We start from the raw sequence: 15198 nt of genomic DNA, 5'->3' as shown, positions 1-15198 counted from the left end.
ACCATGATCTACGTCACCCACGACCAGGTCGAGGCGATGACGCTCGCCGACAAGATCGTCGTGCTGCGCGACGGCCGCGTCGAGCAGGTCGGCTCCCCCCTCCAGCTCTACCACCATCCCCGCAACCGCTTCGTCGCCGGCTTCATCGGCTCGCCCACCATGAACTTCATCGCGGTGACCGCCCGGGCCGCCGGCGCGGCCGGCCTCACCGTCGACCTGCCCGGCGGGGCCGCCCTCACCGTGCCGGTCTGCGCCGACGGCATCGCCCCCGGCGACACCCTGACGCTCGGCATCCGCCCCGAGCATCTCAGGCGCTCGGACACCGGCGAGCTCGCCGGCGAGGTCATGGTGGTCGAACGCCTCGGCGGCCAGACCTTCCTCTATGTCCAGATCACCGCCTCCAGCCTCTTCATCGTCCAGGCCGACGGCGACGACCGCTCCAGGGTCCATGACCGCGTCGGCGTCGGCGTCACCGCTTCAGCCGCGCATCTGTTCGGACAGGACGGCACCGCGCTGCCTGCCCTGCAAAGAAATCCCCTCGCGGTATGAGCGTGAAAAGACGTTTCCGCGTAGAGTCAGCCCATGCCGGCCGGAATCGCCGCGATGATGCCGGCCCCGCCCCATGCAGAGCGTCGACGCCTCTGCGGCGGAGGATACGACCGGCTTCCGCCTCGTTGAGACAGCAATCGCGGACCTCGCCGATGGTCCCCCAATTTCCCTATTGCGCAGCCGCCCGCCCGGTCATGGCGGCGACGAAGGCATTCGCCATCGGCGGCAAGGCGCTGGCGGTCATATCCGACTGCCGTCCTCAGGGTCCGCCAGGCCGATGGATCGGCTTTTGCGACGCGCGCCGGTGGCGCCCGCATCGGGTGCCGGCAGGTCCACCGCGCGTTCGACCAGGACCCGGCGGGCATTTTCGATATGGCGCCGCATCTGGAGCTCGGCCAGGTCGGCATCGCGGTCCTCGAGCGCATCGACGATGCGCGAGTGCTCGACGAATGAGCGCGCGGACCGGTGCGGGTCGCGCCGCTGGCGCCGGCGGCAGAGCTCGATGAGGGCGTGATAGTCGTCGCGCAGGAACTTGATCACGAACTCGTTCCGGCTCGCGATCGCGATCGCGAAGTGGAAGTCGTTGTCGGGCTCGCTGCGAAGGTCGGAGCCGGTGCCGCCGGCCGCGGACTGCTCCGCCTGCCGGCGCAGGGCTGCCCGCATCGAGGCGATCTCATCGGCGGTGATGTGTCTCGCGGCCTCGCGGGCGGCCAGTCCTTCGACCACCTCGCGGAGAAGGAATATCTGCTCGACCTGGGACGTCGAGACGGTGACGACTCGCGCCCTCTGGCGCGGCGGGCGCACCAGCAGGCCTCGCTTCTCCAGCCGCCAGACCGCCTCGCGCAGCGGCGCGCGGCTGACGCCGAAGCGGCGCGACAGCATGACTTCGCTGATCACGGTCCCGGGCGGAAGGAGCCCGTCGAGGATCTCTTCCTGCAATTGGGCGTAGATGCTCGCCGCCGCCGGCTCCCACGCTTCGTCTTCGCCGGCTTCGTCGGAAATCTCGATGGACCGATGGGTGCTCATGTATCCGCTCGTCCGAGCGCGCTGCGCGGCACCAGCACGCGCCCCTCCATCAACCGCCGCGACGTTCGGTATACCACCGCTTCGCGGGCGTGCGGCTCCGGCCCGTTCGTGACGCGGGCCGCGACCGGCAGCGTGCCGGAGGGATGGCCGATGATCATGTCCCGGCCCTCGTCGGACGGGCGCGCGAGCCCGTGCGGCAGCGTTCCTGCGATGCGCATCGCAACCGCAAGGCACATCGCCCCCGTCAGCGGCGAGGCTCGGTGGGGCTGTCCGGCCGAGATCATCCGCGTCGTGATGTGAACGTCGTCGGCGCATATCGTCCCGCCGCTCGCCGTCCGCGCCGTGGCAGGGCGCGAAACGATGCCGACCTGGGGCAGGTTGCGGACCCGTCGACGGGCCTCGTCCTCGTCAGCCGCGATGCCCATGCGCAGCGCGGCCGCAACCCGCAGGTCCTCGAACGCCTTCATCAAGCCCGCGTCCTGCTCGAGATCCGACGGCCTCTCGGTGCCGTCGAGCCCCAGCGTGTCGGCGGCCACGAACACGACGGGATTGGCGGCGTCCACCAGCGACACCGCAATAGCGCCGAATCCCGGCAGATCGAGCCGCTCGACCGGAGCGCCGGTCGGCAGGAGGCGGCCGGTGACCGCGCCGCCGGGGTCGAGGAAGGACAGGCGCACCGGTGCGCCGGTTCCGGCCACGCCCGGCAGCTCGAAGTCGCCGTCCACGGCGGCGCGCCCGTCCTGCAGCGGGAAGTCCGACACGATGATCTTGCCGGTATTGGTGTTGTGAATGCGCACGCGCGCCGTATCGCCCGTCGTCGCGACCATGCCTTCGTCGACCGCGAAGGGGCCGATCGCCGCGGAGATGTTGCCGCAATTGCCGCGATAGCCGACGATGGGGGCGTCGATGGCGACCTGACCGAAGGTGTAGTCGACATCGGCGTCGGGGCGTGATGCGGGCGCGACGATCGCGACCTTCGACAAGGACGATATCGCGCCTCCGAGCCCGTCGAGCTGACGCTTGTTCGGATCGGGGCTGCCCAGCGCGGCGAGAATGATCGCGTCGCGCAGCCGCGCGTCCTCCGGAAGGTCCTGCGCCCGGAACACCAGCGCGCGGCTGGTTCCGCCGCGCACGTAGACTGCCGGGACCGAAAGCTGCGGCATCACGCGACGTCCTTCTCGATGTCGGGCGCCGCGCCGGCCCTGGCCGAGAGGCGGCGCAGCACGAAGGGCAGGATGCCCCCGCCGGCGAGCACCTTGCTCTCGTTGGCCGTGTCGATGCGCGAGCGCATGACCACCGTCTCGACGGTTCCGTCCGTCCGGCGGATGAAGACCGGGACCTCGGCACCCGGAGCCAGGCGAGCCGCCAGATCCGGTATGTCGAACCATTCGCTGCCCGTCAGCGCGAGGCTCCGGCGATCGGTGCCCGGCGGGAACTGGAGCGGCAGCACGCCCATGCTGATGAGGTTCGCCCGGTGGATCCGCTCGAAGCTCTCGGCCAGGACGGCGCGCACGCCGAGCAGCCGCGTTCCCTTGGCGGCCCAGTCGCGCGAGGAGCCGGCGCCGTAGTCGCGACCCGCCACGATGACGAACGGCACCCCGCGGGCGGCATAGGCCATGGCCGCGTCGTAGATCGGCAGGATCTCGCCGGTCTCGAGGTCGCGGGTGACGCCGCCTTCGTGTCCGGGAACGAGCTCGTTGCGCAGGCGGATATTCGCGAAGGTGCCGCGCACCATCACCTCGTGGTTCGAGCGCCGCGACCCGTAGGCGTTGAAATCGCGCGGGCCGACCTGCCTGTCCTGGAGGAAGCGGCCGGCGGGGGAGGTGGGCGATATGTCGCCGACCGGGGAGATGTGATCGGTCGTGATCGAGTCCGCCAGCATGACGAGGCAGCGCGCGCCCCGGACATCCTGCGGCGCGGATGCCTCCGGCTCGTGCCCGTCGAAGTAGGGCGGCCGGCGAATATAGGTGCTGGCCGCATCCCAGGGAAAGCGGGAGCCTGGCGGCGCCTCGAGCGCCTGCCATTTCGGGTCGCCTTCGAACAATCTTTCGTATTTCGATCGGAACAGGCCGGGCGAGACCGTGGCGGCGAGGACCGCCTCGATCTCGGCCGAGCTGGGCCAGATGTCGCGCAGGAACAAGGGCCGTCCGTCCGCCCCGCAGCCGAGAGGCTCGGTCGTGAGGTCGACCGTGACGTTGCCGGCGAGCGCATAGGCGACCACGAGCGGCGGCGACATGAGGTAGTTGGCCCGGGCGAGCGGGTGGATGCGCGCCTCGAAGTTGCGGTTCCCGGAGAGGACGGCGGCCGCGACGATGCCGCGCGCTTCGATGTCCGCCTCGATCGCTTCGGCGAGCCGGCCGGAATTGCCGCCGCAGGTGGCGCAGCCGTAACCGGCGATCTGGAAGCCGAGACGATCCAGATCGGCCTGCAGCCCGCTGTCCCGAAGGTAGGCGCCGACGACACGCGAGCCCGGCGTGAGGGAGGTCTTGACCCATGGCTTCGTCCGCAGGCCGGCTGCAACCGCCTTGCGGGCCAGGAGCCCCGCAGCCACCATCACATGCGGATTGGAGGTGTTGGTGCAGCTCGTGACGGCGGCGATCACCACCGCGCCGTCCCGCATCCCGTCCGCTGGCAGCCGATCGCCTGGGGCCTCGACATTCATCGCGGCGCGGAAGCTGTCCGCGATGGCCGCGAGAGGGACACGGTCCTGCGGCCGGCGCGGACCTGCCGCGCAGGGCTCGACGGCGCAGAGGTCGAAGGCCGTCACGCCGCTGTACAGCCGCTCCGGGTCCGAGGCGTCCCGCCACAGGCCCTGGGCTCGCGCATAGGCCTCGACCAGGGCCACGGCCTCGGGCGGCCGCCCCGTCCCTCCGAGATAGGCGAGCGTCTGCTGGTCCACGGGGAAGAAGGCGCAGGACGATCCGTATTCCGGCGCCATGTTGGCGATCGTGACCCGATCGACGACGGCAAGTCCGGCAAGGCCCGGTCCGAAGAATTCGACAAAGGCGTCGACGACGCCGACGGCGCGCAGCCGCTCGGTGAGCGTCAGGACCAGGTCGGTCGCCGTCACGCCCTCGCGCAGCTCGCCCTCGAGCCGCACGCCGTGCACGCGGCGCAGCGGCACGACGAGCGGCAGTCCCAGCATCGCGGCTTCCGCCTCGATCCCGCCGACCCCCCAGCCCAGGACGCCGATGCCGTTGACCATGGTGCTGTGGCTGTCCGTGCCCACCATCGTGTCGGGAAAGGCGAAAGCCGCTCCGTCGGAGCCCGGCTCGCTGCGCACGACTTTCGCAATCGCTTCGATGTTGATCTGGTGGAGGATGCCGCGGCCGGGCGGCACGACGCGCATGCCGCTGAAATTGCGCTCCGCCCATTTGGCCAGGTGATAGCGTTCGCGGTTGCGGCGGTACTCGTGCTCGAGGTTGATGGCGGCCGCGCCGGCATGCCCGGCCTCGTCCACGATCAGCGAATGATCGATGACGAGATCGACCGGGATCTGCGGGTTGACGATGCGCGCGTCATGGCCCAGCGCCGCCATCGCGTCGCGCATGGCGGCGAGGTCCACCAGGGTGGGGATGCCGGTATAGTCCTGCATCAGCACGCGGGCGGGATGGAACGGCACCTCCGTGACGGCTTCGGCGGCCGGGTCCCAGCCGGCGAGCCGGACGGCATCGTCCATCGTGACGTCGTTGCGGCCGACATGGCGCAAGACGTTCTCCAGGAGAATCCGGACCACGAAAGGCAGCCGCTCCGCCCGCGCCGCCAGGTCCCCCGGCAGGTCCGAGAATGGGCAGATGCGGTGACGGCGGCCTTCGACCGTGAGCTCACGGTCCTTCGAGAGGGCGGGCGGCATGGGGGGCGTTTCTCCGCGAGGTGCGCCCTTTCTATATCGGGGCGACCAATGCGGACAAGGGCGGAACGCCAATTCTGTCGACAGAATTTGGTGAATGACCTCGCTGTATACGGACGATAGCCGTACTTCTCGGAATTTTTCTCAAAAACTGTTGACAGATTGATGGGCCCCTGTGCAGGTTTCTTCGGCGTGGGCGAGCCTTCGCAGGGGGGCGAATTGGATCAGGGGATCAGACAGCGCTTCAGGAGCCGCGTCGAAGCACGCGAGGGGATCCTGCTGCCGGGAGCCGCCAATGCGCTGGCCGCGCTCGTCATCGCGGATCTCGGCTTCGAGGCGCTCTATCTGTCCGGCGCCGGCCTGACCAACACCTATCTCGGGCTGCCCGATCTCGGCTTCGTGTCCTTGCCCGAGCTCGCCCAGCACACCAGCGCCCTGCGGAATGCAACGGACCTGCCGCTGGTCGTCGACGCCGACACCGGCTTCGGCAATGCGCTCAACGTGCGCCACACCGTGAGAACCCTCGAACGAGCCGGGGCGAGCGCGATCCAGCTCGAGGACCAGGTCTCGCCCAAGCGCTGCGGTCACTTTGCCGGCAAAGATGTCGTGTCGACGGACGAGATGGTCGACAAGCTCAAGGCGGCCGTCGATGCCAGGCACGACGAGAACCTGCTGGTCATCGCCCGGACGGACGCCCGGGCCGTGCACGGCTTCGGCCGGGCGATCGAGCGAGCGAACCGCTATTGCGAAGCCGGCGCCGACGTCCTGTTCATCGAGGCGCCGCAGAGTGAAGACGAGATCCTGTCCATGGCGCGGCTCGTCGGCGCGCCTCAGCTCGTCAACATGGTCGTGGGCGGGCGCACGCCGATCCTCGGCCGCGAAAAACTCCGCAAGGCAGGCTTCAGCCTCATTCTCTATGCCAATGCCGCGCTCCAGGGGGCGGTGGCGGGCATGGAGCTGGCGCTCACGCACCTGCGGGATACCGGCGCGCTCGACGAATCCGGTCCCGTCACGAGCTTCCGGCGTCGCCAGGACCTGGTGCGACGGGACTTTTACGATCAGTTGGAGCGGCGTTACTCCGCAAAGACCTGATCGCGACAATAATCATATCGATAGGGAGATCATCCATGAGAAGAATTCTGATAGCCGCAATGCTGTTGGCGGCCGCGATGGCGCCGGCTGCCGCTCAGACCAAGATCAAGCTGATGGTCGGCGGAATCGACAAGCAGGCCTACCTGCCCGTCAAGCTCACCGATCAGCTCGGCCACTTCAAGGAGCAGGGCCTCGACGTCGAGCTCTACAACTCGAATTCCGGGTCCCAGGCGGCGACCGCGCTTCTTGCCGGGGAAGTGCAGGTGGTCGTCGGCTTCTATGATCACACCATCGATCTGCAAGCCAAGGGCAAGCATATCGTCAATGTCGCCCAGCTCTCCATCTCGCCCGGCGAAGTCGAGCTGGTGGTCGCCAAGGACGCCGACACCTTTTCGAATCCGGCGAACTGGAAGGGCCACGCGCTCGGCGTGACCGGGCTCGGCTCGGCGACGGATTTCCTCACCCGCTATCTCGCGACCAAGGCAGGCCTGAAGCCGAGTGAAATTTCGACGATCCCCGTCGGCGCCGGCGACACCATGATCGCCGCCCTCCAGCAGAACCGCATCGTGGCCGGAATGACGACGGAACCGACCGTTTCGCGGGCCCTCAAGATGGGGATCGCGAAGGTCGGGATCGACCTGCGCAATCCGGACACCACGCGGGCGGCCCTCGGCGGCGACTATCCCAGCGCTTGCGTCTATGTCGATGCAGGCTGGTTGGACGGGAACCGCGAGACGGTCCAGAAGGTCGTCAATGCCTTCATCGGGACGCTGAAGTGGATCGACGCCCATTCGCCGGAAGACATCGCCGACAAGATGCCGAAGGATTACTACGCCGGTGACCGTGACCTCTATGTGCAAGGTCTTCGGGACGGCAAGTCGCAATACTCCAAGGACGGCGTGCTGAGCGCGAGCGCCGCCGAGAACGTGCTGCGCGTGCTCAAGGCGGTGAATCCGGCTGTCCAAGGCAAGGAGATCGACCTCTCCAGGACCTACACGGCCGAGTTCGTGTCGCGCGCCAACGGGTCTTGAGGCGCTGCGCGATGGATCCGGCTGTCAGTTTGTCTGGTGTCGCCCGGCGCTTCGTGTCGCCGGCCGGCAGCATCGTGTCGGCGCTCGAGGACTTCAGCCTCGATATCGAGCCCGGCGAGTTCTGCGCCATCGTCGGGCCGACCGGCTGCGGCAAGTCCACCACGCTCGGGCTGATTGCCGGGCTCGCCCGGCCGCAGGAGGGCAGCGTGAAGCTCTTCGGCCGGCCGGTGGTCGACGTCGACCGGCGGGTCGGCTTCGTGTTCCAGCAGGACGCGGTGTTTCCCTGGCGCGACGTGCTCTCGAACGTCGCGGCTGGGCCGCTGTTTCGCGGAACCTCCAGGGCCGAAGCCGAGCGCCAGGCGCGGGACTGGATCGGGCGGGTCCATCTCGACGGCTTCGAGAGGAGCCACCCGCACCAGCTCTCGGGCGGCATGCGCAAGCGCGTCGCGCTGGCGCAGACCTTCATCAACAAGCCGGAGGTGCTGCTGATGGACGAGCCCTTCTCGGCCCTCGACGTGCAGACGCGCGAGCTGATGCAGGAGGAGCTGCTGGGCCTGTGGGCGCAGAACAGCGGCGCGGTCCTGTTCGTCACCCATGACCTCGATGAGGCGATCCTGCTCGCCGACCGTGTCGCCGTGCTGACGTCGCGTCCCGCACGGATCAAGTCGGTGCATCGGATCGATCTGCCGCGGCCGCGCAACATCGCGTCCCTGCGCTACGACGAGCGCTTCATCGACATTGCCCGCCACGTCGCCGACGACCTTCGGGAAGAAGTCCTGAAGGCGCGGGCAGGCCACTAGGAGCCGCCGATGTCGACCCCTGTTGCGAGCCTTTCCGTCCAGTCGCCTGCGCCGCCCAAGGCGCAGGGCGGGACGCTCAAGCTGCATTCGCTCGCCGAACGGCAGCGCCGTCGCCAGCGGCTCGTCCTCGCCCTTCGCCTGGCGGTGCTGATCGTCATGCTGGGAGGCTGGGAGCTCGGCGTGCGTGCCGGCGCCATCGACCCCTTCTTCTTCGGGCAGCCCTCCGGCATCGCGGCGAAGCTCGTCGAGTGGATCCGGGACGGGACCTCGATCGGGCCGCTCTGGTTCCAGGTCTGGGTGACGATCTACGAGGCGGGAGCCGGCTTCCTGATCGGGTCGGTGCTGGGCATCCTCTGCGGCGTCGTGCTCGGCCGGAACGCGCTTCTGGCCGATGTGTTCTCGATCTACATCAAGATCGCCAACTCGATTCCGCGCGTCGTGCTCGGCTCCATCTTCATCGTGGCGCTCGGGCTCGGCGCGGCATCCAAGATCGCGCTCGCCGTCGTGATGGTCTTCTTCGTCGTCTTCGCCAACGCTTTCCAGGGCGTCCGCGAGGCCGACAAGAACCTCATCGCCAACGCCCGCATCCTCGGTGCGTCGCGGTGGGCGATCACCCGATCGGTCGTCATGCCGTCTGCCCTCTCGTGGATCCTGGCCAGCCTGCACGTCTCCTTCGGCTTTGCCCTCGTCGGCGCGATCGTCGGCGAATTCCTCGGTGCCCGGCAGGGCATGGGCATGCTGATCGCGACCGCGCAGGGCTCCTTCGACGCCAACGGCGTCTTCACGGCCATGATCGTGATCGCCGTCGTCGCGCTGATCGCCGAGGGGGTCCTGACCCTGATCGAGGAGCGGCTCATGTCCTGGCGGCCGGAGAAGACCGCGGGGGACTAGGAAGCATCGACGAACAGTCGAATCGAAGTGACGGGGAACCCCTCTCCCAGACGGGAGTAGGGGATTCTCTTTCTCCGTCGGCGCGCCTCGCCAGCCATGGGGCCGGCTTCAGCGCATCACCGGCAGCGGACGTCGCAGCGGCACGAGCTTGCAGTTCAAACATAGACAACTATACTTCTGCCGATACCCTGTGACGACCGGATGATGCAAACGGCGACGCCGTCCACGTCTGACGACGATCTCGGGGGCGAGAGGCAGAGGGGTGGAATGGCGATCTGGCAAGGCATCAGCGACACGCTCGTCAAGGAAATCGAAGGTGGCGTGCTGGAGTCCGGCGGACGGCTGCCGGGCGACGTCGAGCTTGCCACGCGTTTCGGGGTCAACCGCCATACGGTGCGGCGCGCGCTATCACATCTCCAGGCCCTGGGACTCGTTCGCTCCGAGCGTGGGCGCGGCACCTTCGTGGTTGATGATGCCATCGCCTATCGTATCGGGACCCAGGCCCGCTTCGAGCAGAACCTGCTCGAAAACATGCGCGTGCCGACCCGGCAGGTCCTGTCGGTGATCACCTATCCCGCACCGACGGCGATCGCACATCAGTTGCAGATCAAGGCAGGCTCGCCGATCCAGACGGTCACGCTGCTCGGCGAGGCCAACGGCGTACCGGTGCATCAGGCCCTGATCCACTTTCCGGTGGAGCGGTTCCCGGATGTCGGGCAGGTCCTCTCCCGGATACCCCTCGGGCAGAGCTTGCCACTCTCCTTGTCGGAGCTTGTGGCGGAGCTGGGCGTGAAGACCTTCCGGCGCAAGACCGCGCGCATCCGATGCCGCCTGCCCGAGGCGGAGGAAGCCCGCCATCTCAAGATGTCGGCGCAGGACCCGGTCTTTCAATTGGATATTCTCAACGTCGACGACGCCGACGTGCCGGTGTTCTTCGGCACGACGGCCTACTGCGGCAGCCGCGTCGACTTCATCCTCGACTATTGAGCCGCGGCGACGAGCCCGCGCATTTTATCAAGGCGTCGTCGAGCGACATGGGAGCCATCGGGGCGACGGCATCGAGCCGGGTGACCCCATGCTCTTCGACAACCGCTCCTCGCTGCGCCGTCGCCCCCGATGCGAAATCCGCCGGAGAGGCGCGGCGTCATCCGAGGAGGCGGGGTCGCCACTTCAGCAGATCGAATATTTGCCTGATGGTCGATCAAAATGCGTGGCCTTTATCTGCCATCTGATCGTTGACTTCGGTTTGCAATCGCGCAATTATTTGAGTGTCGAGCAATTGCTCGCATAAGCGCGCGCCAAGCGCCGAGGAAACGACGGAGGACTGCCATGAACATGCTGAGGGGGCTGGCAGCGGCGGCGCTGCTGGCGACGGTGGCGCTTGCGGCCGGATCGGCCCATGCCCAGGCGCTGGCCGGCAAGAAGATCGGTCTTGCCTCCCGCGAGATCACCAACGACTACAACAGGGACATCATCTCCGGCGCCACCGCCGTGCTGAAGGCCGCGGGCGCCGAGGTCGTGGTCACCGACGGCGGCACCGACCCGCGCAAGCACAACGAGAACATCGAGAGCCTGATCAATTCCGGCGTCGCCGGCATCATCGTCCAGCTCGGCGATCCCCAGCAGCTCGCGCCGGTCGTGGCCAAGGCCAATGCCGCAGGCATCCCGGTGATCACCACCTCGATCGGCTCCAAGACGGCCGGCGCCATCGCCGATGTCGGCGGCGACGAGGCCCTGATGGCCGCCATGCTGGCGCGCTCGCTGCTCTCCAGCATCGACTACAAGGGCAATGTCGTCGCCTTCTGGGTGCCGGGTGCGCCGCTGCTCGAGACGCGCAAGCGCGTGTTCGAGGCGGTCGTCGCCGACTATCCCAACGTCAAGGTGCAGTGGGTGCCCACCGAGCACAGCGCCGCCAAGGTGCAGACCCAGATGGAGGACCTGCTGACCGCCAATCCCGAGAAGGGCAGCATCGCCGGCGTCTGGGGCGCCTACGACCTCCTGGTCTCCGGCGCGGTCGAGGCGGTGCGGCGCGCCGGGCGTGACGAGATCAAGATCGCCTCGATCGACGGCGACCGCATCGGCTTCCAGATGCTGCTCGACGAGAAGAGCCCGTTCGTGGCGACCGTGGTGCAGGACGTGCCGGCGATCGGCCGGCTGGCGGCGGACGCCCTGGTCTCCGCCATCGGCGGCAAGAAGGAGTTCCCGAGCGCCATCTTCACCGAGGTCTATGTCGCCACCCATGCCAACGGCGCCGCCGCGGCGGAGAAGCGCTGGGGCCCCGGCGTGTGGGACGCGCTCGGCATCGCCAAGGCCGACGTGGAGGGCCGCTGGCCCCAGGACGGCCAGCTCGTGGTCGTGCGGCCCGTCCTGCCCTGACGCGTCCTGCCGGAGCGGGATCCACGCTCCGGCAGCCTCCCCGGTTCGAAGGTTCGTCGCATGTCCATCGCCAGCCCGGACCCCGTCGCCGCGGCGCCCGCGCGCCCTGCCGTCGAGTGCCGCTCGATCCGGAAGGTCTTTCCGGGCGTGACCGCCCTCGACGACGTGTCGGTGGCGGTGGCGCGGGGCGAGATCCACGCGCTCCTCGGCCAGAACGGCGCGGGCAAGTCGACCCTGGTCAAGATCCTGACCGGCGTCTACCAGCCGGATGCGGGCCGCATCCTCGTCGACGGCGCGGAGGTCCGCCTGCGCGACGTCCGCGACGCCGAAGCCAAGGGCATCGCCATCGTCCACCAGGACCAGCAGCTCGTCGCCCAGCTCGACGTGACCGGCAACGCCCTGCTCGGCAACGAGATCGTGCGCGGCGGCCTGCTCGACCGCCCGGCGATGCGCCGGCGCGTGCAGGCGGCGCTCGACCGCGTCCAGGCCGACTTCTCGCCCGACGTGCTGGTGCGCGACCTCTCCGTGGCGCAGCGCGCCCAGGTGGCGATCGCCGCCGCCCTGCTGCGCCAGCCCACCGCCCTCATCCTCGACGAGCCGACCGCCTCGCTCAGCGACAAGGAGGCCGAGCGCCTGTTCGAGATCGTCCGCGCGCTGCGCGACGACGGCGTCACCATCATCTATATCTCCCACTATCTCGACGAGGTGCTGAGCCTGGTCGACCGCATCTCGGTGCTGCGGGACGGCCGGCTGGTGGCGACGGTGCCGGCCGGCGAGATTTCCCGCGCCGACATCGTGCGGATGATCGTCGGCCGCGAGGTCTCGCAGCTCTACCCCAAGGAGAGCGTGCCGATCGGCGACGCGCTCCTGGAGGTGCGCGGCCTGGAGGGGCCGGCGCTGCACGGCATCGACCTCACCGTGCGCCGCGGCGAGATCCTCGGCATTGCCGGCCTGGTCGGCGCCGGCCGCTCGGAGCTGGCGCTGACCCTGGTCGGCGCGCTGCCGCGCCAGGGCGGCACGGTCAGCATCGGCGGCCGTCCGTCCGCGCCCGCCGGTCCGCGCGCGGCCATGGCCGAGGGTTTCGCGCTGATCCCGGAGGACCGGCGGCAGGAAGGGCTGGTGATCGACCTGCCGGTGCGCGAGAACCTGACCCTGCCGAACGTGGCGCGTTGGGCCCGATTCGGCCTGCTCGACCTCGGCCGGGAAGCGGCGGCGGCGCGCGAGCTCGTCGCCCGCCTCGGCATCCAGCCGCCCTCGATCCGGACCCCGGCACGCAACCTCTCCGGCGGCAACCAGCAGAAGGTCGTGGTCGGGCGCTGGCTCACCGGCGACTCCCGGGTCTTCCTGTTCGACGAGCCGACCACCGGCGTCGACGTCGGCTCCAAGATCGAGATCTATCGCCAGATGGTCGAGCTGGCGCGGTCCGGCGCCGCGGTGATCTTCATCTCCTCGGACTTCGAGGAGATCTCCGCCATGTGCGACCGCACGGTGGTGATGCGCCGCGGGCGGATCGCTGGGGTGATCGAGGACCAGGCGGCGGCGACGCCCGAGGCGCTGCTCGACTGGGCCTCGGGCAGCGCCGGCGAGGCTCCGGCCCGGGCGGGCGATGCGGCGGCGAAGGCCGCGCGGCAAGGTCCCGTCGCGACCATCCTGTCCCGCTGGGGCACGGTCGCCGGCATGGCGCTGACGGTCGCGGTCATCGCCGCGCTGGCGCCGCAGTTCCTGGCGATCGGCAATATCTTCGACGTGCTCAAGCAGGGCAGCGTCCTCGCCTTCATCGCGCTCGGCCTCACCGTGGTGCTGATCGCCGGCGGCTTCGACATGTCGGCGGGCGCCGCCAGCCAGTTCGCCGCCAATGTCGCGGCCGGCACGCTGCTCGCGGGCTTCGGCTCGGCGGCGGCGATCGCGCTCGGCGGCGTCCTCGGCCTCGCCGTCGGCGCCGTCAATGCCGGCCTGGTGCTGGCGCTGCGCATCCCGGCCTTCGTCGCCACCCTCGGCATGATGTTCGTCGTCATGGGCGCGACGCTGCTCTACAATGGCGGCCAGGCGCTGACGCTCGCCAATCGGCCGGACTTCTTCTTCCTCGGCCAGGGCTATGTCGGGCCCGTGCCCTTCGTGTTCATCCTGCTCGTCGCCGTCACCGCCGCGCTTCACGTCCTGCTCAAGGAGACGCGGCTCGGGCTGCGCATGTACGCCGTGGGCCAGAACGCGGCGGCGGCGCTGCTGCGCGGGGTCGGGCGGACGCGCTATGCCTTCGCCTCCTTCGCGCTCGGCGGGCTGGTGCTCGGCCTCGCCGGAGTGGTGCTGGCCGCCTACAGCTACGGCGCCTCGGCGCTGGCCACCGGGGTCGACTTCCTGATCAGCGCCCTGGCCGCCACCTTCCTCGGCAGCACCATGTCGCGCGCCGGGGAGCTCAACGTCGTCGGCACCGTGGTGGCGGCGATCTTCCTGGCCTCGCTCTCCAACGGCCTGATCCTCCTCGGGATCTCGAACCAGGCCCTGCCCGGGATCCAGGGCATGGTGCTGGTCCTCTCGGTCTCGCTCGGCCTGTTGCGCAAGCGCGCCATCGGCCAGGTGCTCATTTTCTAAAGGCCGCCATGTCATCCGCTGCCGCCCGGCCCACCCGCGCCCCCGTCCTCGTCGAGCAGCTGCGCGCCTATGGCCCGGCGGTCGGCATGCTGGCGGTCTTGATGATCTTCGCGGTGCTGAAGCCGGCGTTCTTCAGCCTCGCCAATATCGGCAACGTGCTGCACCAGAGCGTCATCCTGGTGGTGATGTCGTTCGGGCTCGGCGTGGTGATGGCGATGCGCGGGGTCGACCTCTCCGTCGCCCAGATCGCCGATGCCGCCGGCCTGCTCGCCGCGGTGCTGGTGCTGCACGGCCAGCCGCTCTGGCTGGTCCTGGCCGCGCCGCTCGCCTTCGGCCTGCTGGCCGGCCTCGTCAACGGCGTGCTCGCCGCCTATGCCGGCATCCCCGCCATCATCGGCACGCTGGGCATGATGTTCGTCATCCGCTCGGGCGAGCTGCTGATGACCAACGGCGCCGAGCCGCAGATCCTGTTCACGCTGCCCCGCGGCCTCACGCGCGCCTTCTTCTTCATCGGCCAGGGCTCGATCGGCCCGGTCTCGGCGCTGGTCGTGCTCGGCCTCGTCGTGTTCGCCGCGATGATGCTGGTCACCACCATGACCAGCTTCGCGCGGCGGGCGCGGGCGATCGGCGGCAATGCGCGCGCGGCCTATCTCGCCGGCATCGACGTGCGCGCCGTGTTCGCCGGCGGCTTCGTCCTCGCCGGCCTGCTGTCGAGCATCGCCGGGGTGGCGCTGGTCTCGCGCACCTCGATCGCGGTGCCGCGCGGCGCCGAGGCCTATCTGCTCGACGCCTTCGCCGCCGTCTATCTCGGGACGCTGCTGTCGCGGCGGGCGGAGATCACCATCTGGGGCACGCTGATCGGCGCCCTGTTCATCACCTTTCTCGGCAATGGCCTGACCCTGCTCGGCCTGGGCGCGCCCTACCGCTTCGCCCTGAACGGCGGCTTCATCCTCATGGCCATGGCGATCGGCGCGCTGAAGCGCAACACCTGAGA

General features: G+C 69.2%; 13 protein-coding genes. 10 read left to right on the top strand and 3 right to left on the bottom strand.

Going from position 1 to position 15198, the window contains the following annotated elements:
• Positions 1–549 (top strand): TOBE domain-containing protein (locus QO011_RS41125; protein WP_307286150.1); only part of this gene is annotated, 549 nt, incomplete at its 5' end.
• Positions 550–789: 240 nt separating this feature from the next.
• Here the strand turns inward: QO011_RS41125 and QO011_RS41120 are convergent.
• Genes QO011_RS41120 through acnA form a run of 3 tightly spaced genes read right to left on the bottom strand, consistent with a single transcriptional unit; the run spans position 790 to position 5428 of the window.
• Positions 790–1575 (bottom strand): GntR family transcriptional regulator, encoded by a 786-nt coding sequence (locus tag QO011_RS41120; RefSeq protein ID WP_307286147.1) that lies wholly within the window; start codon positions 1573–1575, stop codon positions 790–792.
• Entirely contained in the window at positions 1572–2738 is a 1167-nt protein-coding gene (locus tag QO011_RS41115; RefSeq protein WP_307286145.1) for a 2-methylaconitate cis-trans isomerase PrpF family protein, read from the bottom strand. The genes QO011_RS41120 and QO011_RS41115 overlap by 4 nt, the downstream gene beginning before the upstream one ends.
• A complete protein-coding gene (gene acnA / locus QO011_RS41110; RefSeq protein ID WP_307286142.1) occupies positions 2738–5428 on the bottom strand; it encodes an aconitate hydratase AcnA in 2691 nt (896 codons plus the stop codon). Before acnA ends, QO011_RS41115 begins: the two co-directional genes overlap by 1 nt.
• Before the next feature lie 189 nt (positions 5429–5617).
• Between acnA and QO011_RS41105 the strand changes: the two genes are divergently transcribed.
• The 9 genes from QO011_RS41105 (at position 5618) to QO011_RS41065 (ending at position 15196) form a co-directional block, all read left to right on the top strand.
• Entirely contained in the window at positions 5618–6517 is a 900-nt protein-coding gene (locus QO011_RS41105) for an isocitrate lyase/PEP mutase family protein (RefSeq protein WP_307286140.1), read from the top strand.
• 14 nt (positions 6518–6531) lie between these two features.
• On the top strand, positions 6532–7548 hold the full coding sequence (locus QO011_RS41100; protein ID WP_370882081.1) for an ABC transporter substrate-binding protein: 1017 nt from the start codon (positions 6532–6534) through the stop codon (positions 7546–7548).
• A gap of 11 nt (positions 7549–7559) precedes the next feature.
• Positions 7560–8348 (top strand): ABC transporter ATP-binding protein, encoded by a 789-nt coding sequence (locus tag QO011_RS41095; RefSeq protein WP_307286136.1) that lies wholly within the window; start codon positions 7560–7562, stop codon positions 8346–8348.
• Positions 8349–8357: 9 nt separating this feature from the next.
• Positions 8358–9239 (top strand): ABC transporter permease, encoded by an 882-nt coding sequence (locus QO011_RS41090; RefSeq protein ID WP_307286134.1) that lies wholly within the window; start codon positions 8358–8360, stop codon positions 9237–9239.
• Between the two features lie 267 nt (positions 9240–9506).
• A complete protein-coding gene (gene phnF, locus QO011_RS41085) occupies positions 9507–10226 on the top strand; it encodes a phosphonate metabolism transcriptional regulator PhnF (protein WP_307286131.1) in 720 nt (239 codons plus the stop codon).
• Between the two features lie 88 nt (positions 10227–10314).
• Positions 10315–10530 (top strand): hypothetical protein, encoded by a 216-nt coding sequence (locus QO011_RS41080; protein WP_307286128.1) that lies wholly within the window; start codon positions 10315–10317, stop codon positions 10528–10530.
• 38 nt (positions 10531–10568) lie between these two features.
• Positions 10569–11615 carry a substrate-binding domain-containing protein gene (locus QO011_RS41075; RefSeq protein WP_307286126.1) on the top strand — a complete coding sequence of 349 codons (1047 nt, stop codon included), beginning with the start codon at positions 10569–10571 and terminating at the stop codon, positions 11613–11615.
• Positions 11616–11675: 60 nt separating this feature from the next.
• Positions 11676–14204 (top strand): ATP-binding cassette domain-containing protein, encoded by a 2529-nt coding sequence (locus QO011_RS41070; RefSeq protein ID WP_307286125.1) that lies wholly within the window; start codon positions 11676–11678, stop codon positions 14202–14204.
• Between the two features lie 8 nt (positions 14205–14212).
• Entirely contained in the window at positions 14213–15196 is a 984-nt protein-coding gene (locus tag QO011_RS41065) for an ABC transporter permease (RefSeq protein ID WP_307286123.1), read from the top strand.
• The last annotated feature ends 2 nt before the right edge of the window (positions 15197–15198 follow it).

It is taken from the genome of Labrys wisconsinensis (assembly GCF_030814995.1).
GTDB classification, from domain to species: domain Bacteria; phylum Pseudomonadota; class Alphaproteobacteria; order Rhizobiales; family Labraceae; genus Labrys; species Labrys wisconsinensis.
The sequence above is the reverse complement of the archived record's forward strand: the minus strand, read 5'-3'. Positions and strand labels throughout refer to the sequence as shown.

Coding starts and splice junctions, on each gene's coding strand:
- QO011_RS41120 (WP_307286147.1), bottom strand. CDS start 1,575: ATGAGCACCCATCGGTCCATCGAGATTTCCGACGAAGCCGGCGAAGAC.
- QO011_RS41115 (WP_307286145.1), bottom strand. CDS start 2,738: ATGCCGCAGCTTTCGGTCCCGGCAGTCTACGTGCGCGGCGGAACCAGC.
- acnA (WP_307286142.1), bottom strand. CDS start 5,428: ATGCCGCCCGCCCTCTCGAAGGACCGTGAGCTCACGGTCGAAGGCCGC.
- QO011_RS41095 (WP_307286136.1), top strand. CDS start 7,560: ATGGATCCGGCTGTCAGTTTGTCTGGTGTCGCCCGGCGCTTCGTGTCG.
- QO011_RS41090 (WP_307286134.1), top strand. CDS start 8,358: ATGTCGACCCCTGTTGCGAGCCTTTCCGTCCAGTCGCCTGCGCCGCCC.
- phnF (WP_307286131.1), top strand. CDS start 9,507: ATGGCGATCTGGCAAGGCATCAGCGACACGCTCGTCAAGGAAATCGAA.
- QO011_RS41080 (WP_307286128.1), top strand. CDS start 10,315: ATGCTCTTCGACAACCGCTCCTCGCTGCGCCGTCGCCCCCGATGCGAA.
- QO011_RS41075 (WP_307286126.1), top strand. CDS start 10,569: ATGAACATGCTGAGGGGGCTGGCAGCGGCGGCGCTGCTGGCGACGGTG.
- QO011_RS41070 (WP_307286125.1), top strand. CDS start 11,676: ATGTCCATCGCCAGCCCGGACCCCGTCGCCGCGGCGCCCGCGCGCCCT.
- QO011_RS41065 (WP_307286123.1), top strand. CDS start 14,213: ATGTCATCCGCTGCCGCCCGGCCCACCCGCGCCCCCGTCCTCGTCGAG.